Source organism: Streptomyces sp. NRRL S-31 (assembly GCF_000718775.1).
Taxonomy (GTDB): Bacteria; Actinomycetota; Actinomycetes; order Streptomycetales; family Streptomycetaceae; genus Streptomyces.
In genome coordinates this window covers 1-17,572 of the sequence record NZ_JOCB01000041.1, presented here as the reverse complement: position 1 = coordinate 17,572, position 17,572 = coordinate 1, and the positions used below count along the sequence as shown (strand labels likewise).

Sequence of the window (17,572 nt, the reverse complement as noted above, 5' to 3'; positions counted from 1 at the left end):
AGCCGCACGGGCGACCGGGGCTCAGTGCCCCGCCGCGCGCAGCTCCCCCACCAGCCGTGCGGTCACCGGCACCGGTACGCCGTGCCGCCCGGCCGCGCGCAGCAACGCCCCGCCGATCGCGTCGAGTTCCAGCGGGCGCCCCGCCTCCGCGTCGCGCTGCATGGACGACTTGGCGGTGGGCGGGAAGGCGTCGTACCGGGCGAGGGCCCCGTCCGGGTCGGCGCGGGCCCCGCAGGCGCGGCTGACCGCCGTGGTCTCGGCCACCAGCGCCTCCAGCTCGGCCCGGTGCCGGGTGCGGGCCTCGCCGAGCGGGATTCCGTACCGGGTGGTGAGCAGGGCGAACGGCGCCAGGAACGCCATCTTGGCCCACAGGGCCGCCGTCTCGTCCCCGACCACCCGGGCGGTCGCGCCCGCGGCCGTGAGCCGGTCGGCCAGCGCGTCGAGACGAGGGCGCGGTACCGCGTTCCCGGCCAGGTCGATCTCCGCGAACGGGCTGCCGTGTTCGATCACGCCGGGGGCGGTCCGGGTGGACTCCACGCGGATCACCGCCGGGGCGACCCGGTCGGGGCGGTACCGGGCGCGCAGGGCCGCGGGGTGTTCGACGCCGTTCAGCAGCGGTACGACCAGGGCGTCGCCGAGGGCGGCGGGCGGGACCCGGGTGAGGGCGGCGTCCAGCGCGGTGTGCTTCACGGTGACCAGGCAGGCGTCCACCGGTTCGCGCAGCTCGGTGTCCGCGTCGACGGGGGCGGTGAAGGTGCCGAACCGCGGGCTGCGGACCGTGATACCGGTACGGCGCAGCGTGCCGGCCGTGTCCTCGCGGGCCAGGCAGATCACGCGGTGGCCGGAGCGGGACAGCAGAGCGGCGAGCAGGCCGCCGGTGCCGCCCGGGCCGAGGACGGCCACGGTGGGCGGATGCGTCATGGAGTCGTTCCCTTCGACGGTCGGCCCCGGGGGTCGGTGGCCGCCTTCGCGCCGATCATCGCAGGGGACGGTGGCGCGCGGGAGACTGAGGGCATGTGCCGGAGCATCAGAACACTGCGTCCGCCCGCGCTCCCCGGCGAGGCCACGGACGAGGACATCCACGCGGCCGCGTTGCAGTACGTCCGCAAGGTCTCGGGCTTCCGGGCCCCCGCCGCCCACAACCGCGACGCCTTCGAGCAGGCGGTCTCCGCCGTGTCCCGGGCGACGGCCGAGCTGCTGGCCGCGCTGGAGGTCAGGGGCCGCGCGGACGCGAGGCGGAGCGCTCCGTAGCGGGCGACGGCGCGAGTGGGCCGCGGGCGCGGGCGGGGGGAGTGGGGGAGTGCGGGGGTGTGGGGAAGTGCGGGGCGGTCGTGCGGCGCGAAACGGGCGAACGCTTGGACCGGTAGGGCAGTTCGGGGTGGTGCCGGTGGGGCGCGGCGGGCGGTGTATGGCCGAATGTTGAACTTGCAAGCATTCATTAGGTGTGCCTAACGTATGGCTCGATTCGGTACCTCCGCCCCCACGACCGGCCTCCTCAGTCCCCGGCCGGCCCGACAGACACCGAACAGGAGTCCTTGCCCATGTCCGCACGCCTCAACTCCGCTCAGCCCTACGCCATAGGGATCTTCCGCATCGTCACCGGCCTGCTCTTCACCGTGCACGGCGCCGCCTCCCTGTTCGGTGTCCTCGGCGGCGCGGCCGGCACCGGCGGCACGATCCCGGCCGGCACCTGGCCCGGCTGGTACGCGGCCGTCATCCAGCTGGTCGCCGGCGCCCTGGTGCTGGTCGGCCTCGGCACCCGCGGGGCCGCGCTGATCGCCTCCGGCTCCATGGCGTTCGCCTACTTCGACGTCCACCAGCAGGCCGCACTGTGGCCCATCCAGAACGGCGGCGAGCTGTCGGTGCTGTTCTGCTGGGCGTTCCTGCTGTTCGTCTTCACCGGTTCCGGGGCCTTCGGCCTGGACCGGCTCCTCGGCCGGCGGACGGCGGCGGACAGCGGCAGCGCTGCCGAACAGACCCCGGTGGCGGCCTGAGGCGCATCCGGCTCCACCAGGGCCGTGAACGCTCCGTGATCGGCCCGCGAACCCCCCGCGAACCTCCTGTCACACCCCCCGCGTACGCTGTATAGCCGTCAAACGGGGGAGTGACCGGAGTCGTGGTGTTCGAGAGCGTGGGGTCGCTGGCGGCCGGGCCATGGATCTATGCCGTGGTGGCCGTGTCGGTGCTGCTCGACGTGTTCCTGCCGGTCCTGCCCAGCGGGGTGCTCGTCATCACGGCCGGCACGGCGGCGGCGGCCGGTTCCGGCGCGGCGGGCCAGGTCCCGCACGAGGTGCCGGACCTCCTGGCCCTGATCCTGTCCGCGGCGACCGCCTCGGTCCTCGGCGACCTGGTCGCATACCGGCTGGCCTGGCGCGGCGGGGAGCGGCTGGACCGGGCGATAGCCCGCTCCCGGCGGCTGACCACCGCGCAGGAGCGCCTCGGTGACGCCCTGGCCCGGGGCGGCGGCGCGCTGGTCGTCCTCGCCCGCTTCGCCCCCGCCGGCCGTTCGGTGGTCTCCTTCTGCGCGGGCGCCGCGCACCGCCGCGCCCGCGACTTCCTGCCCTGGTCCGCCCTGGCCGGCCTGTCCTGGGCCGCCTACAGCGTGGCCCTCGGCTACTACGGCGCCCAGTGGCTGGGCGCGACCTGGCTGGCCACGGGCGTCTCGGTGGCCGCGCTGTTCGCCGCCGGCGCGGCGGCGGGCTTCCTGATGCGCCGCCGGCCGGTCGCTCAGCAGCCGGCCAGGTAGCCGGTCAGCGCGCTCTTCTCGGCGGAGTCCACCGACAGGTCGTAGTAGTACTTCACCTGCACCCAGGCCCGCACGTACGTGCACAGGTAGGCCGAGCGCGACGGCACCCAGGTGGCCGGGTCCTGGTCGCCCTTCGCCTGGTTCACGTTGTCGGTGACGGCGATCAGCTGCGGGCGGGTGAGGTCGTTGGCGAAGGCCTGCCGCTGCGCGGTCGTCCACTTGCCCGCGCCGGAGTCCCACGCCTCGGCCAGCGGCACGAGGTGGTCGATGTCGAGGTCGGACGCGGCGGTCCAGGTGGCGCCGTCGTAGGGGGAGTACCAGCTGCCGCTGGTGGCGGCGCAGGAGGAGTCGGTGACGACGTTCGAGCCGTCCCGCTTCAGGACCGTCTCGCGGGTGTTGCAGGTGCCGCTGATGGTGATCCAGTGCGGGAAGAGGTCGCGGCTGTAGCCGGTGCGGTTCTCCGTGGCCACGGTGAGCTGGGAGAGGTAGCCGCGGGCGGTCGCGGCGCTGACGGGGGTGGGCAGGGCGGCGGAGGCGCTCGGCGAGTTGAGCATGGCCAAGGAGGCGATCAGACCGGTGAGGACGGCGAGGACACCCGTGCGTCGACGCGCGTAGATTTTCGACATGCGTGAACTCCCTTGGGAGGTGGGGGTGTTGGAGTGCGAGCGAGGGAATGCTCGCTGTGCGGTGTGGCCGTGGGGTGAGCGCTCGGTGAGAAGCTAATGGCGTGTTCATGTCATGACAAGGTTGACTGCGGAACTTTCACATCCCGTACGATGGGGAGCGCAGAAGGGGAGTAGCTCTTCGCCGGACCGTCGACATACTGCTCAGCGAGCCTGAGCCGGCGCCCGGAGGCGGACCACCGACTCTCGTCGGGATCCGCCAGCGAGACCTTCGGCAAAGCAGTGCACGCCCGCGCCCTGACGGCACGGGCGCCGAGTGTGCTGCCGTGCCGAGGTGTCAGCGCATGACGTATCGCACTCTCGGCGGGGCAGCCCGACCGATTGAGGGACCTTGATCAGCATCACCGTGACGGCGCTCGTCTTCGGCGTCATCTTCCTCGCCGAACTGCCGGACAAGACCGCGCTCGCCGGTCTCGTCCTCGGCACCCGCTACCGCGCCTCGTACGTCTTCGCGGGCGTCGCCGCCGCCTTCCTGCTGCACGTCGTGCTCGCCGTGGCGGCGGGCAGCGTGCTCACCCTGCTGCCGCAGCAGATCGTGCACGCCGTCACCGGCGTCCTCTTCCTCGGCGGGGCCGCGATGCTGCTGCTGAAGAAGGACGAGGAGGACGAGGAGATCAAGAAGCCCGCCGACCAGTCCTTCTGGAAGGTCGCCGGCACCGGCTTCATGCTCATCCTGGTCGCCGAGTTCGGTGACCTCACCCAGATCATGACGGCCAACCTCGCCGCCCGCTACGACGACCCGGTCTCCGTCGGCCTCGGCGCGGTGCTCGGCCTGTGGGCCGTCGCCGGACTCGGCATCGTCGGCGGAAAGGCCCTGATGAAGCGGGTGCCGCTGCGGCTGATCACGCAGATCGCGGCGCTGCTGATGCTGGGGCTCGGCGTGTGGAGCCTGTGGGAGGCGGTGGCCGGCTGAGCCGCCGCGCGGGCCGGCGGCCCGCCCGCGGGGCCGAACACCGGGTGAACACTCGCCGGGGGCGGTGGCGGAACCGGGGTCCGGTTTTGTACCGTGGAGAAACAAAGTGGCTCCCGCTCGTTCTCCCTGACCGGCGGGCGGGGCCGCCTTGTCCCTCCCGCCGTCCCACCCGATGCGGGACCCTTCCGTTCCTGGAGCTTCCGATGTCGGCCACCACCACGCCCGCCGTCCTGACCGCCCGCGCCCTCCTGCTCGACATGGACGGCACCCTCGTCGACTCGGACGCCGTGGTCGAACGCATCTGGCGGCGCTGGGCCGAGCGGCAGGGACTGGACGGCGACGAGGTGGTGAGGGTCGTGCACGGCCGCCAGGGCCACGCCTCGATGGCCGTGCTCCTGCCCGGCCGGCCGAGGGAGGAGAACCTCGCCGACAACGCCCGCATGCTCGCCGAGGAGACCGCCGACACCGACGGCGTGATCGAGATCCCCGGCGCGGGGGCGTTCCTCGCCGCCCTGGCGGGGCTGCCGCACGCCCTGGTGACCTCCGCCGACACCGGCCTGGCCACGGCCCGCATGCACGCCGCCGGGCTGGCGCTGCCGGCGGTCCGGGTGACCGCCGAGTCGGTGGGCGCGAGCAAGCCCGACCCCGAGGGCTTCCTCAAGGGCGCCGCCGAGCTGGGCGTCGCCCCCGCCGACTGTGTCGTCTTCGAGGACTCCGGCGCGGGTATCGCGGCGGGGCGCGCCGCGGGCATGAGGGTGGTCGGCGTCGGCCCCCGAGCCGTCCGCCACGAGCCGGACGTGGCCGTGCCGGACCTGACGCGGGTACGGGTCGAGGCGGCGGCCGACGGCACGATCCGGCTGCACATCGGCTGACCGGACGGACCACGGGGCGCCGGCCGGGAAACCGCCGGCCGCCTCAGGGGTCCGTCGTCTCGGCCTCCAGGCTCTTCCGCGTCGCCGGGCCGTACGCGCCGGGCGGGTCGCCCGTCACTCCCCGGGCCAGCTGGTAGGCGCGCACGGCGTCCTCCACATGGCGGGTGTAGACGCCGTCGATCCGGTCGCCGTAGAGATTCAGCTGGCGCAGCCGCCGCTGGAGTCCGCTGACCTCCGGACCGGTGTCGCCGCGCCGCAGCACGGGTGCGGGGGCGGTCGCCGTGCCGCCCGGGGTGCCGGACGGCGTCGGGGACGGGCTAGGCGAGGCGGCGGGCGAGGTGCCGCCGGAGACCGTGGGGGTCGGGGACGGTGACACGCTATGGGCCGACGGGTCCGGGCGGGCCGGCGCGGAGGGCGGCGGGGGCGGTGAGCCGGGGGCGACGGCCGGCGGTGCCGGCACGGTCGCCCGGACCGGCGCCCTGGATGTCACGTCCGGCACGCTCTCCCGCACCACCGGGGCCGTGTGCTCCCGGGTCGGCGCGTGGTAGGAGAGGAGCAGCGCGGAACCGGCCGCCGCGACGATCGCCACGGTGACGCCCACGGCGGCCGGCAGCACGGTACGGCGGGTGCCGCGGCCCCGCGATTCCCCTGCCCCGGTCGAGTCCCCCGGCGCCGCGCCGAGCTCCGGCTGTGCGCGCCGGGCGTCTGCTCCGATCGCGTTTCCCGGCGCCGCGCCGGGTTCTGGCCACGAGTGCGGGGTGCCTGCTCCGGCCGCGTCCCCCGATGCTGTGCCGGGCTCTGGTCGTGAGCGATGGGCGTCTACTCTGGCCGCGTTCCCCGGTGCTGTGCCGGGTTTCGGCCACGAGTTCTCGTCGCCTGCCCTGGCCGCGTCTCCGGGTGCCTCGCCGGGACCCGGCTGTGAGCGCTGGGCGTCTGCTCCGGCCGCGTCCCCCGGTACAGGGCCGGGCCCCGACCCTGAGCGCTGGGTGCCTGCCCCGGCCGCGTCTCCCGGTGTTGTGCCGGGCCCCGGCCGCGAGCCGTCGACGCCTGCCCTGGCTGTGTCTCCCGGCGCCGCGCCGGGCCTCGACCACGAGTCCTCGACGTCCGCCCCGGCCCACACCTCCCCGGAGGGGTCGCCCGCGGCTGCGCGCGGCGCCTCCGACGTCGCACTCGGCATCGCGGACGCGACCTCCCGCGCCCCCGCCTGTGCGGCCCCACCCGGCACCCCCGCGGAAGCGGTCCCTGCCTGCGCGGCCTGACGCGGCACTCCGGGGGAAGCCGCCCCTGCCTGTGCGGCCCCACCCGGCACCCCCGCGGAAGCGGTCCCCGTCTGCGGGGTCCCACCCGGCGCCCCCGGAGAAGCCGCCCCCGCCCCCGGCATCGCGTCCGGTGCCGGGGGTTCCGTGGGGGAGACGTACGGGCGTATGCGCAGGGGGTCGAAGTCCTCCGCTGCCGCCGCCTCGGAGGTGCGGGTTGCCCGCAGAGCGCGGGACGCCCGTTCCGTGCAGTCGCAGGACGGCGTGTTGTCCGGCCCCCTCGGCGCCCCGCACTCCGGGCACGTGGATCGCTGCCTCCCACCAGTCACGCGTTCGGCCCCTCCCCTCGGGAGCTTCAGAGGATAGGCGGATTCCCTCCCCGACCGCAGGGGCTCGACAGGCCATGAACGGAGACACCGATGACGATGGAGGAGGCGCACCCGAGCCCCGGGAGGTCTCCATGACCCTGGACACGCACGGCACGGCACAGGACGCCCGGGGCGGCGAGCGCGTGCCGGGCGGTGTACTCGTCCCGATCGGCGCCCTGCTGCTCGGGCTGCTGCTCGCCGCCCTCGACCAGACCATCGTGGCGACCGCGCTGCCGACGATCGTGAGCGACCTCGGCGGACTCGAACACCTCTCCTGGGTCGTCACCGCCTATCTGCTGGCGTCGACCGCCGCTACCCCGCTGTGGGGCAAACTCGGCGACCAGTACGGCCGCAAGCGGCTGTTCCAGGCCGCCGTCGTGATCTTCCTGATCGGTTCGGCGCTGTGCGGCATGGCCCGGGACATGCCCCAGCTCATCGCCTTCCGGGCGCTCCAGGGACTGGGCGGCGGCGGACTGATGGTGCTGTCCATGGCGATCGTCGGGGACCTCGTGCCGCCGCGCGAACGCGGCCGGTACCAGGGGCTGTTCGGGGCCGTGTTCGGCGCCGCCAGCGTGCTCGGGCCGCTGCTCGGCGGGCTGCTCACCGAGCAGCTGAGCTGGCGCTGGGTGTTCTACGTCAACCTGCCCGTCGGCGTGGTCGCCCTGGCCGTCATCGCCGTGGCGCTGCGCATCCCGCGCCGCGGCGCCCACCACGTCATCGACTACGCGGGCACGTTCCTGATCGCCGCCTTCGCCACCTGCCTGGTGCTGGTGGCCTCGCTCGGCGGCACCACCTGGCCCTGGGGCTCGGGTCAGGTCGCCGGCCTCGCCGTGCTGGGCGTACTGCTCGCCCTGGCGTTCGTCGCCGTGGAGCGCCGGGCCGCCGAGCCCGTGCTGCCGCTGCGGCTGTTCCGCGTCCGGACCTTCACCCTCGCCTCCCTCATCAGCTTCGTCGTCGGCTTCGCCATGTTCGGCGCGATGACCTATCTGCCGACCTTCCTCCAGGTCGTGCACGGCATCTCGCCGACCCTGTCCGGCGTGCACATGCTGCCCATGGTGGTCGGCCTGCTGCTGTCGTCCACGGTCTCCGGGCAGATCGTCAGCCGCACCGGCCGCTGGAAGGTCTTCCCGGTCACCGGCACCGCCGTCACCACCCTCGGCCTGCTCCTGCTGCACCGGCTCGACGAACACAGCTCCACCGCCGTGATGAGCCTCTGCTTCTTCGTCTTCGGCCTGGGACTCGGCCTGGTCATGCAGGTCCTGGTGCTGATCGTGCAGAACGCCGTGTCGTACGAGGACCTGGGCGTCGCCACCTCCGGCGCCACCTTCTTCCGCTCCATCGGCGCCTCCTTCGGCGTGGCCGTCTTCGGCACGGTCTTCGCGAGCCGCCTCGGCGACGAGCTGGCCGACGCCTTCCGCGGCGTACGCCTGCCGCCCGGCACCGGCACCGGCACGCTGACGGCGGACCCGCGGGGCATCGCCGCCCTGCCGCCCGCGCTGCGCCCCCCGGCCCTGCACGCCTACGCGTCCGCCATCACCGACGTCTTCCTCTACGCCGCGCCCGTCGCCCTGCTCGGCTTCCTGCTGGCCTGGTTCCTGAAGGAGGACCGGCTGCGCGGCTCGGTCACCGCGCCGGACGCCTCCGAGACCATCCCGCCCAACCCGGTCCAGCGCTCCTCCTACGACGAGTGCTGCCGGGCCCTGTCCGTGCTGGGCACCCGGGAGGGCCGCCGCGAGGTCTACCGGAAGATCATCGAACGGGCCGGGTACGACCTGCTGCCCGCCGCCGGCTGGCTGCTGCTGCGCGTCCGCCGCTACGGCTCGGTCGAACCGGGGGTGCTGGCCGAGCGCAGCACGGTCCCGCTCCAGACGGTCATGGCCGCCGCCCGCCAGGTCGAGGAACGCCGGCTCGCCGAGCGGCGGGGCCTGGACCTCGTCCTGACCGACAGCGGCCGTGAGGTCGCCGAACGGCTCGCCACGGCCCGTGAGGAGTCCCTGGCCGAACTGCTCGGCGACTGGTGGCGGCCCGGCCGCTCCGCCGACCTCACCCGGCTGGTGCGCGAACTCACCGGCGAACTGTGCGGGGCGGAGCGGGAGCGCCCGTACGACGGCGGCCCGGTGGTCAGGGCCGGCTGACGGACCGCACCGGGCCCAGCTCCTTGCGGAACCAGTGCTCGGCGTACGGGTCGGTGTTGTGCGGGCCGGTCTCGGTGTAGCCGAGGCGGGCGTACAGGGCGCGGGCCTCGACCAGGTCCGCGCGGGTGTCGAGGACGATCCGCCGGGCGCCCAGCCCGCGGGCGGCCAGTTCCGCGGCGGCCACCAGCAGCGGGGCCCCGCCGGTGCCGCGCAGGCCGGGCAGCACGAACACCCGGGTCAGCTCGGCGGTGTCCGCGTCCAGCAGCCGTACGCCCGCCGAGCCGCCCGGCGTGCCGTCGTACCGCCCTACGGCCAGCTGTCCGGTGGGCGGCCGGAGTTCGGCACCGGTCACGGCCGCGATCCGCCGCTCCAGCTCGTCCGGGTCGGTGCGGCGCCCTTCGTGCAGCAGGTACCAGCGGTCGCTGACCTCCGTGTAGTACGCCCGCCACAGCGCGGCGGCGGCCGGCGAGTCGTACGGCTCCGGAGCGATCGTCCATGTCATGCCGGCCATTGTCCGAAGGCACCCCGTGGGCTCGGCAACCGGTTTCCGGCGCCCGTTTGTGGGCCGGGTTCCGGGTCACCCGAAGGGAGAACCGGCCGGCGGGGCCGGTCCGAGCGGAAGGCAACCATGTCCACAGGGCTGATCATTCTGTTGATCGTGATCGCGGCGGTCGTGGTCCTCGGCGCGGCCGCCCTGATCGTGCGGGGCCGGGGACGGAGCGGCGGACCCGGCCTGAAGCGGCGCTTCGGGCCCGAGTACGAGCGGACCGTGGCCCTGCACGACGGGGACACCAAGGCCGCCGAGCGAGAGCTGGCCGAGCGGGTCGAACGCCACGGCGACCTGCGGGAACGGCCGCTGGACGGCGCCGAGCGGCAGCGGTACGCGGACCGCTGGACGGCCGTGCAGGAGCACTTCGTCGACTCGCCGCGGGAGGCGGTGGCCGAGGCCGACGCGCTGATCGCGGAAGTCGCCGCGATCCGCGGCTACCCCGACGGCGGCCGCTACGAGGAGCAGCTCGCCGCGCTGTCCGTGCACCACGCCGAGCACGTCGACGGCTACCGGCAGGTGCACCGGGTGGCCCGCGCGGGCACCGACGGCGGTACCGGCACGGCCGGTACCGGAACGGAGGAACTGCGTGCGGCGCTGCTCGGCGCCCGCGCCCTCTTCGACGACCTGACCAGCGCCGAGAGCGGCCGGCACCGGGCTCCCGCCGGTACGGACCGCACCCCGGCCACCGGGGGAGCGCACTCCCACGCCCGTTCGCACGTGCCGTGGGCGCCGCACCGGAGCCGACCGAAGGAGAGCTGAGGGGCATGGCGGACAGGATGAGCGACGACTCGGACGACCGGCGCCCCGCACCGCGGCCGGGCGACGACGAACGGTTCACCTCGCGGGACGAGTGGGCGCCCGGGGACGCGGCACCGGGGCACCGGGAGCCGGGCGAACCCCGGCCCGGGGAGCGGCTGCCCGGCGAGCCGGCTCCGGCCGGGCCCGGCGGGCGGCTGCCCGGATCGGCCGGCCCCGGCCGGGAGGGACTGACCGGTGACGACCGCACCCCGGAGGACACCCCCGCGCCCCCTCCGGGACCGGCGGGAATGCCCGCGTCGCCGGGCGGCGGCACGGGCGCGGGCGCGGGACAGCGGCCCGGTACGGAACGGCTGCGGCCCGGCACGGAAGACCTGGGGCCCGGCACCGACGAGGGGTTCACCGCGAGCCACCGGACGGAGCGGGCCGCGATCTCGGAGGAGGACCGCATGCCCGAGAACGGCCTGGGAGCGCCGTCCCCCGGCGCGTCCGCCGCACGCGAGTCCACCACGACCGACGCCCCCTCCCGGGACACCTGGCCGGCGGCCCCCGGCACGCCCGGCTCCGGCGGTTCGACGGCGTCCGACGGCGCCCCCGGCGCGGGCGCCGCTCACACGCCCGGCGCGACCGTGGCCTCGGGCGGTGAACCGCTCGCGGGCGGTGCGCGGACGTCCGGCGGCACCGCGGCCACCGGCACCACCGGTGGCTCCTCCGCCTCCGGGGGTGCCGCCGCGCCCCTGCTGGCGCGGGAGGAGGCCGAGCGGTGGGAGGGCCGGATACGGGAGGTGGTCGGGGGGTTCGTGGACGAGCCCCGGGCGGCCGTGGAGCAGGCCGACCGGGCGCTGGAGGAGATCGCCGCGCGGTTCAGCGAGGCGGTGACGCGTCGGCGCCGTACCCTGCGGGCGTCCTGGGAGGGCGCCGAGGACCGCGGTCCCGCCGCCGGGACCGACACCGAGCAGCTCCGGCTCGCCCTGCGCGACTACCGTGAGCTGGCCGGACGGCTGCTGCACGGCTGACCCCGGCCCTCCGCCCCGTACCCCGCTCCCGACGGCGGCAGCTTCGCGCTGCCGCCGTTCCCGTACGGGCCGGGCTGGCTCCCGCCCGGTCGTGGAGCCGTTGTGCCGGACGGGACGCCGCCGGGCGTTCTATCATGCGGCGGCGGTACGGCGATCCGCCCGCCGCCCAGGACGTCTCAGGGGGAACGCTCGTGCTCGAACTCACCATGGCCGCCGTCTCCGCGGCGGACGCGGGCGCCACGGCCGGCATGACGATGGCCGAGGCGCCCAGCGAGCCCGGCGCGGCACTGCGGGTGGGCCGTGACGCGGCGCTGTGCCGGCTGGCCACCCCCGAGGACTGGCTGTTCGTCTCCCGCGTCCACCTGGAGTTCGTCTGCGCCCAGGACGGCACCTGGCGGCTGACCTGGCTGCGCGGCTCACAGCCGGACCCGGCGTCCGAGGTCCGGCTCGGCCACGGGCCGCACGTGCGGCCCGTCGGCTACGGCGAGACGGTGCCGCTGCCGCGCGGCGGTTCCGGCGAGGTCGTCATCCAGGACCGCACCGAGCGGCGCAGCGTCAACGTCGGCTTCCACCACGAGGTGTGAGACGGGACCCGCGCCGCCCGGCGGGCTCAGCCCAGCACCCGGGCCAGCGCGAAGCCGTCGTGGCCCTTGTTCCCGACCGTCTGGATCGCCGTACCGCTCAGCCGCGGATGCGCGGCGATCAGTTCGATCGCGGCACGGGTGCCGATCACGTCCGGCTCGGTGCTGCCCGCGTCGGCCACCCGGCCACCGCGCACCACGTTGTCCACGACGATCAGGCTGCCCGCCCGGGTGAGCCGCAGCGCCCACTCCACGTAGTGCTCGTTGTTGGCCTTGTCCGCGTCGATGAAGACCAGGTCGAAGGGGGCCGGGTTCTCGTCGGCGAGCTTGGGCAGCGACTCCAGCGCCGGGCCCACCCGCACCTCCACGACCCGGTCCAGGCCGGCCCGGCTGATGTTCCGGGTGGCGACGTCGGCGTGTTTGGCGCTGTACTCCAGCGAGATCAGCCTGCCGTCCTCGGGCAGGGCCCGCGCCAGCCAGATGGTGCTGTACCCGCCGAGCGTGCCGATCTCCAGTACGTGCCGGGCGCCCTGCGTCTGGGCGAGCAGCTGGAGGAACTTGCCCTGCGCGGCGGTGACCGCGATGGGCGGCAGCCCGGCCGCCTCACTCTCCCGCAAGGCCGCGCGCAGCGCCTCGTCGTCCGGTGAGAGCCGGCTGATGAAGTAGTCGTCGACGTCGTCCCAGAGCTGCGACCCGCTCATAGCGCTTGCTGCCTTTCCCGAGTGCCGAGTGTCTGCCGGAGGCTGTTCCGCCCTGCCCGCTGTCGATGATCCCAGCCGATCGGCGCGGGTGGGGAGACCCGCGTCGGCACGGTCACCGGCCGCCGCGCGCCCCGTACGACGGGCCGGGCGCGGACGACGGCGGGTGCCCGGACACGGGTCACGGGGCTGTGGGGGGAACCGATACGCGTATCGGTTCCCCCCACAGCCCCGTGACAAGGGCGTCCTTCGGCCTTCGGCCGGGGGCGTCTACCGGCCTTCGACCGAGGGGGCGGAGCCCGGCAGCGGACGGCCGGCCGACTCCGACATCCGCCACACGGCGAACCCGCCCACGACGGCCGCGGCCATCATGTAGTACGCGGGCATCATCATGTTGCCCGTCGCCCCGATCAGCGCGGTCACGACCAGCGGGGTCGTCCCGCCGAACAGCGACACGGAGACGTTGAAGCCGATCGACAGGGAGCCGTACCGGACCCGGGTCGGGAAGAGGGCCGGCAGCGCGGCCGGCATGGCCGCCGTGAAGCAGACCAGCAGCATGCCCAGCGCGCCCATGCCCAGCGCGACGGCGACCAGGCTGCCCTCGCGGATCAGCAGCAGCGCCGGGACGGACAGGAGCAGGAAGCCCGCACAGCCCGCCGCGATCACCGGACGGCGGCCGACCCGGTCGGTCAGCGCGCCGGCGAACGGCTGGACGATCATCATCAGGGCCATCACCCCGAGCACGACCAGCAGACCGTGCGTCTCGTCGTACTTCAGCTCGCTGGTGAGGTAGCTCGGCATGTACGACAGCAGCATGTAGTCGGTGACGTTGAAGACCAGCACCAGGCCCATGCAGATCAGCAGGGCCTTCCACTGGCCCGCGACCATCTCGCGCAGCGGCACCTTGGGCCGGGCGGCCTCCGCCTTCTCGACCTCCGCCGCGAACGCCGGGGTCTCCTCCAGCCGCATTCGCAGGTAGAGGCCGATGATGCCCATCGGGCCCGCGACCAGGAACGGGATGCGCCAGCCCCAGGAGAGCAGGTCGTGCGAGGAGAGCAGGGCGGTCATCAGGGTGACCAGACCCGCGCCGCCGATGTACCCGGCGAGGGTGCCGAACTCCAGCCAGCTGCCGAAGAAGCCGCGCTTCTTGTCCGGCGCGTACTCGGCGATGAAGGTGGACGCGCCCGCGTACTCGCCGCCGGTGGAGAAGCCCTGCACGAGGCGGGCGGCCAGCAGCAGGAGCGGCGCTCCGACGCCGATCGTCGCGTAGGAGGGGATCAGACCGATCGCGAACGTGCCCGCCGCCATCATGATCATGGTGAGGGCGAGGACCTTCTGGCGGCCCACCCGGTCGCCCAGCGGGCCGAAGACCAGGCCGCCGAGCGGGCGGACCAGGAAGGCCGCCGCGAAGGCGCCGAACGTCGACAGCAGCTGCGCGGTCGGGTTGCCGGACGGGAAGAAGACCTTGCCCAGGGTGACCGCGATGTAGCTGTAGACACCGAAGTCGAACCACTCCATCGCGTTGCCGAGCGCCGCCGCCTTCACGGCGCGCTTGACGAGCGCGGGGTCGGTCACGGTGACCTCGCGGGACTTGGCGGCCCGGCGGGTCTTCTGATGCGGGATGACGGCAGTGACAGTCGCCAAAACGGGGCTCGCCTACCTTTCGACGGGGACAGGGACGGGCCCGGGACGGCGGCAATGACGTGCGGCGGGCCGAAAAACGACCATAGGGGGACCTCTGCCCCTTACGTGCCGTATGCACTTATGCGCTCTGCGCAGCTAAAGTGCGGATACGCAGGTACGTCTGCCCGTTCGCGCCGGGGTATGCGTGCGGGTCGATGTGATCCTTGTCGCGCTCCCGGCGTGCAACCACGGGCGTGCAGAGGGTCCCTTTTCGGACAAAAGCCGCGAACGGCGGAGCCGTGCATCGGCCCGCGTGTCCGGCCCGCGTGTCCGGCCCGTGCGTCCGGCCCGCGTGTCCGGCCCGTGCCGGGCGGCGCCGCCCGGCGCCGCCCGCTGCCGGGTGCCCGTCGCCGTCCGGTGGCCCCGCCCTGGCGCCGGGCGCCGGTCAGTGCCCGGTGTCCCCGCCTCGGCGCCGGATGCCGGTCACAGCCGCTGGAGGGTCGTGTCGGGTCGCCACCCGGCCGCCGGTCACCGCGCCCAGCGGGAAGCGGCACAGGGACGTGGCCGTGTGCGGCACGGGGAAGCCGGGGATGACCATGTCGCCGGTCATGTCGGCGGTGCGGACGCGGTCCAGGCCCGGATGGCCGACGGCGTCGATCAGGCCTCTGACCGCCGTCAGGCCAGCGGTACGGCCACCAGCCGCAGCCCGCGCGCCTCCGGGTCCCGCAGCGGCGGTGTCGGCGTCGTCATCGTCCCTCCGGGGCAGCGGTACCTTTCGGTGCGGCCTGCCGCCGTGGTGCCAAAAAGGCGGCGCCGGGCACGCGGGACCCGGCGGTGAGGCGGCCCGCCCGGCGCGACGGCGCCGCCCGCCCGGACATGCGCGCGCACCCCCGCCGGGTGCGGCGAGGGTGCGGATGCGGGGGGAGAGGGGCGGCCCGGGGTACCGGGGCCGGCTCAGTACCAGCCGTTGGCCTGCCAGAAGCTCCAGGCCTTGGCCGGGCTGCCGTAGCGGGAGTTCATGTAGTCCAGACCCCACTTGATCTGGGTGGCCGGGTTGGTCTTCCAGTCGGCGCCGGCGGCGGACATCTTCGAACCCGGCAGCGCCTGGACCAGGCCGTAGGCGCCGGAGGAGCTGTTGGTGGCGCTGGGGTTCCAGCCGCTCTCGTGCTCGACGATCTTGCTGAAGGCGCTGAACTGCGCGGCGTCCGGGATCATCTGGTGCGCGATCGCCTGCGCGGAGGAGCCCGAGGTGGTGGCGGCCTGGGCGGGCGCGGCCGTCAGGGCCATACCGGCGGTGGCGGCGGCCAGGGCGACGGTGGTGAGGGCCTTCTTCGGGGAGGCGATGCGGCGGATGAAGGAGACGGACACGTAAGAACCTCTTGCGTCGGGGACGGGGGATCGCCCGCAGGGGACGGACCACGCGCGGTGGCCGCATGCGTCGGCGCCGCGGCCCGGGTGGGCTCGTGGCGCCTGGCGACGTCGTCCAGAGAAACAGGCCCGGAACCCGTCCGCAATGACCCCCTTTACTAGTTGTGGCCGGATCAGCGAGGAAGGCTCGTTATGTGGCGTGCGTCTCAATGTGCAGGTCAAAGGGGGTGCATGGCGGGGTAAAAGGGGCAAAAGGGTCTACGATTCCGGGTCGTAGGTGACGTGCGTCATGTGGGGCGCTTCACCGACTCGCTCACCGCCCGCGCGCGCCGCCTCACCGTGCGTGACCGTCGAACGTGACCGCGGTCTCGAAAGCGGCCCGCCGGGTGGCCCGGCGCAGGGCCCGCAGCACCGCCGGGCCGAGGACCAGGGTCAGCACCACCGTGCAGACGGCCCGGCCCAGGTCCCAGCCGACCGAGGTGGCCAGGCAGTACGCGACGAAACGGGCCAGGTTGGCGGCGACCGGGTCCCCGGCCGCGAAGGAGATGTCCGAGGCCGCCGCCCCCAGGAAGGGCCACCCGGCCAGGTTCATGACCGTGCCGTAGGCGAACGCCGCGAGGAAGCCGTAGCCGGCGAGCATCAGCAGCTCGCCCCGGCCGCGCAGCCGCACCGGCCCCGGGAGCAGCCCGGCGCCCATCGTGAACCAGCCCATCGCCAGCATCTGGAACGGCAGCCACGGCCCGACCCCGCCGGTGAGCAGCGCGGACGCGAACATCGTCACCGAGCCCAGCGCGAACCCGAAGCCCGGGCCGAGCACCCGCCCGCTGAGCACCATCAGGAAGAACATCGGCTCCAGCCCCGCCGTGCCCGCGCCGATCGGCCGCAGCGCCGCGCCCGTCGCGGCCAGCACGCCCAGCATCGCCACGGCCTTCGGGCCGAGGTCCGACTCCGAGATCGTCGCCGCGACCACCGCCACCAGCAGCACCAGCAGGCCCGCGAAGAGCCAGGGCGCGTCCTGGGCGTGGGCGCCGAGGCGCGAGTCCGGCGGGGCGAGGAAGGGCCAGCCGACGGCGACCACGCCGACCGCGCTGGTCAGCGCCAGCGCGGCGAGCGCGCGCGGACCGAGCCGGACGGCGCGCACCCGGGGGGCGGGGCTCATGCCAGCGCCTCCCGCACCTCGGACACCGTCAGCCACCGCTGCGGCGCCAGGATCTTCGTCACCTGGGGCGCGAAGGACGGCGAGGACACCACGATCTCGGCCGTCGGACCGTCGGCGATCACCTCGCCCTCGGCGAGCAGCACCACCCGGTGGGCCAGCTCGGCGGCCAGCTCCACGTCGTGCGTGGCGAGCACGATCGCGTGCCCCTCGGCCGCCAGCCCGCGCAACACCGCGACCAGGCGGGCCTTGGCCGCGTAGTCCAGGCCGCGCGTCGGCTCGTCCAGCAGCAACAGGGGAGGGCGGGCGGTGAGCACCACGGCCAGCGCGAGCGCCAGGCGCTGTCCCTCGGACAGGTCCCTGGGGTGGGTGTCGTCCGTGATGCCCGGCAGCAGCCCGGACACCAGGGACCGGCAGGTGCCCGGGGCGGCGCCCGCGTCCTCGTCGGCCGAGACGCACTCGGCGGCGACCGTGTCCGCGTACAGCAGGTCGCGGGGGTCCTGGGGGACCAGACCGACCTGGCGCACGAGGTCGCGGGGCGCCGTGCGGTGCGGGACGGCCCCGCCGACCGTGACGGTTCCGGAGCCGGGGGGCACCAGCCCGACGAGCGAGCCGAGCAGGGTGGACTTCCCGGCACCGTTCCGGCCCATCAGCGCGATCGTCTCTCCGGCGGTGACGGTCAGGTCCACGTCCCGCAGGGCCTGGACGCGGTCGCGGCGGACGGAGAGGGAGCGGACGACGGCCGGCGGGACCCGTCCGGCCCCCGGGGCGGGGGCGGCGGAGCGGCGCCGGAAGAGGGAGCGGCGGCCGGGGCCGTCCGGGGCCGGGCGCCGCTCCCCGGCGGCGGGGAC

General features: G+C 74.7%; 18 protein-coding genes and 1 pseudogene. 9 read left to right on the top strand and 10 right to left on the bottom strand.

What is annotated here, in order from left to right:
* Positions 1–21: 21 nt before the first annotated feature.
* On the bottom strand, positions 22–921 hold the full coding sequence (locus tag IF37_RS0117835) for a ketopantoate reductase family protein (protein WP_030743289.1): 900 nt from the start codon (positions 919–921) through the stop codon (positions 22–24).
* Between the two features lie 93 nt (positions 922–1,014).
* Here IF37_RS0117835 and IF37_RS0117830 point away from each other — a divergent pair, with 93 nt between their 5' ends.
* From IF37_RS0117830 to IF37_RS0117820, 3 genes are all read left to right on the top strand, one after another.
* The gene (locus IF37_RS0117830) at positions 1,015–1,251 is read left to right on the top strand and encodes a DUF2277 domain-containing protein (protein ID WP_030743287.1); all 237 of its coding nucleotides are present in this window, start codon (positions 1,015–1,017) and stop codon (positions 1,249–1,251) included.
* 290 nt (positions 1,252–1,541) lie between these two features.
* Positions 1,542–1,994 carry a DoxX family protein gene (locus IF37_RS0117825; RefSeq protein ID WP_030743285.1) on the top strand — a complete coding sequence of 151 codons (453 nt, stop codon included), beginning with the start codon at positions 1,542–1,544 and terminating at the stop codon, positions 1,992–1,994.
* Positions 1,995–2,119: 125 nt separating this feature from the next.
* Positions 2,120–2,746: a DedA family protein gene (locus tag IF37_RS0117820; protein WP_030743283.1), complete on the top strand. Its 627-nt coding sequence runs from the start codon at positions 2,120–2,122 to the stop codon at positions 2,744–2,746.
* On the opposite strand, the gene IF37_RS0117815 is transcribed toward IF37_RS0117820, so the two are convergent.
* Positions 2,728–3,372: an HNH endonuclease family protein gene (locus IF37_RS0117815; RefSeq protein WP_030743281.1), complete on the bottom strand. Its 645-nt coding sequence runs from the start codon at positions 3,370–3,372 to the stop codon at positions 2,728–2,730. The two genes, IF37_RS0117820 and IF37_RS0117815, sit on opposite strands and share 19 nt — an antisense overlap.
* 388 nt (positions 3,373–3,760) lie before the next feature.
* On the opposite strand from IF37_RS0117815, the gene IF37_RS0117810 reads away from it, so the two are divergent.
* Together IF37_RS0117810 and IF37_RS0117805 are read left to right on the top strand one after the other, a co-directional pair.
* On the top strand, positions 3,761–4,342 hold the full coding sequence (locus IF37_RS0117810; protein ID WP_030743278.1) for a TMEM165/GDT1 family protein: 582 nt from the start codon (positions 3,761–3,763) through the stop codon (positions 4,340–4,342).
* A gap of 203 nt (positions 4,343–4,545) precedes the next feature.
* Positions 4,546–5,214 (top strand): HAD-IA family hydrolase, encoded by a 669-nt coding sequence (locus IF37_RS0117805; protein WP_030743276.1) that lies wholly within the window; start codon positions 4,546–4,548, stop codon positions 5,212–5,214.
* Positions 5,215–5,257: 43 nt separating this feature from the next.
* Here IF37_RS0117805 and IF37_RS45845 read toward each other — a convergent pair whose 3' ends face one another.
* Positions 5,258–5,815 carry a peptidoglycan-binding protein gene (locus tag IF37_RS45845; RefSeq protein ID WP_253915796.1) on the bottom strand — a complete coding sequence of 186 codons (558 nt, stop codon included), beginning with the start codon at positions 5,813–5,815 and terminating at the stop codon, positions 5,258–5,260.
* Between the two features lie 1,115 nt (positions 5,816–6,930).
* On the opposite strand from IF37_RS45845, the gene IF37_RS0117795 reads away from it, so the two are divergent.
* Positions 6,931–8,973 (top strand): MDR family MFS transporter, encoded by a 2,043-nt coding sequence (locus IF37_RS0117795; RefSeq protein WP_030743272.1) that lies wholly within the window; start codon positions 6,931–6,933, stop codon positions 8,971–8,973.
* Here IF37_RS0117795 and IF37_RS0117790 read toward each other — a convergent pair.
* Complete coding sequence (locus IF37_RS0117790; RefSeq protein ID WP_030743270.1) at positions 8,960–9,484, bottom strand: GNAT family N-acetyltransferase; 525 nt, start codon at positions 9,482–9,484, stop codon at positions 8,960–8,962. The genes IF37_RS0117795 and IF37_RS0117790 overlap by 14 nt on opposite strands.
* A 117-nt stretch (positions 9,485–9,601) precedes the next feature.
* Between IF37_RS0117790 and IF37_RS0117785 the strand changes: the two genes are divergently transcribed.
* From IF37_RS0117785 to IF37_RS0117775, 3 genes are all read left to right on the top strand, one after another.
* Positions 9,602–10,282 carry a hypothetical protein gene (locus tag IF37_RS0117785; protein WP_030743268.1) on the top strand — a complete coding sequence of 227 codons (681 nt, stop codon included), beginning with the start codon at positions 9,602–9,604 and terminating at the stop codon, positions 10,280–10,282.
* A 5-nt stretch (positions 10,283–10,287) separates the two neighbouring features.
* The gene (locus tag IF37_RS45840) at positions 10,288–11,295 is read left to right on the top strand and encodes a hypothetical protein (protein ID WP_253915795.1); all 1,008 of its coding nucleotides are present in this window, start codon (positions 10,288–10,290) and stop codon (positions 11,293–11,295) included.
* Positions 11,296–11,486: 191 nt separating this feature from the next.
* Entirely contained in the window at positions 11,487–11,879 is a 393-nt protein-coding gene (locus IF37_RS0117775; RefSeq protein ID WP_030743264.1) for an FHA domain-containing protein, read from the top strand.
* Positions 11,880–11,905: 26 nt separating this feature from the next.
* On the opposite strand, the gene IF37_RS0117770 is transcribed toward IF37_RS0117775, so the two are convergent.
* From IF37_RS0117770 to IF37_RS0117745, 6 genes and pseudogenes are all read right to left on the bottom strand, one after another.
* A complete protein-coding gene (locus IF37_RS0117770) occupies positions 11,906–12,577 on the bottom strand; it encodes an O-methyltransferase (protein ID WP_030743262.1) in 672 nt (223 codons plus the stop codon).
* Between the two features lie 267 nt (positions 12,578–12,844).
* A complete protein-coding gene (gene proP / locus IF37_RS0117765; protein ID WP_253915798.1) occupies positions 12,845–14,197 on the bottom strand; it encodes a glycine betaine/L-proline transporter ProP in 1,353 nt (450 codons plus the stop codon).
* 505 nt (positions 14,198–14,702) lie between these two features.
* A pseudogene (locus IF37_RS45835) lies at positions 14,703–14,947 on the bottom strand (DUF1275 domain-containing protein); the annotation flags it as partial.
* A 204-nt stretch (positions 14,948–15,151) separates the two neighbouring features.
* Entirely contained in the window at positions 15,152–15,565 is a 414-nt protein-coding gene (locus IF37_RS0117755; protein ID WP_030743259.1) for a transglycosylase SLT domain-containing protein, read from the bottom strand.
* A gap of 334 nt (positions 15,566–15,899) precedes the next feature.
* Positions 15,900–16,724: an ECF transporter S component gene (locus tag IF37_RS0117750; RefSeq protein WP_030743257.1), complete on the bottom strand. Its 825-nt coding sequence runs from the start codon at positions 16,722–16,724 to the stop codon at positions 15,900–15,902.
* The coding region (locus IF37_RS0117745; RefSeq protein ID WP_030743255.1) for an energy-coupling factor ABC transporter ATP-binding protein at positions 16,721–17,572 on the bottom strand (852 nt) is incomplete at its 5' end. The genes IF37_RS0117745 and IF37_RS0117750, both read right to left, overlap by 4 nt.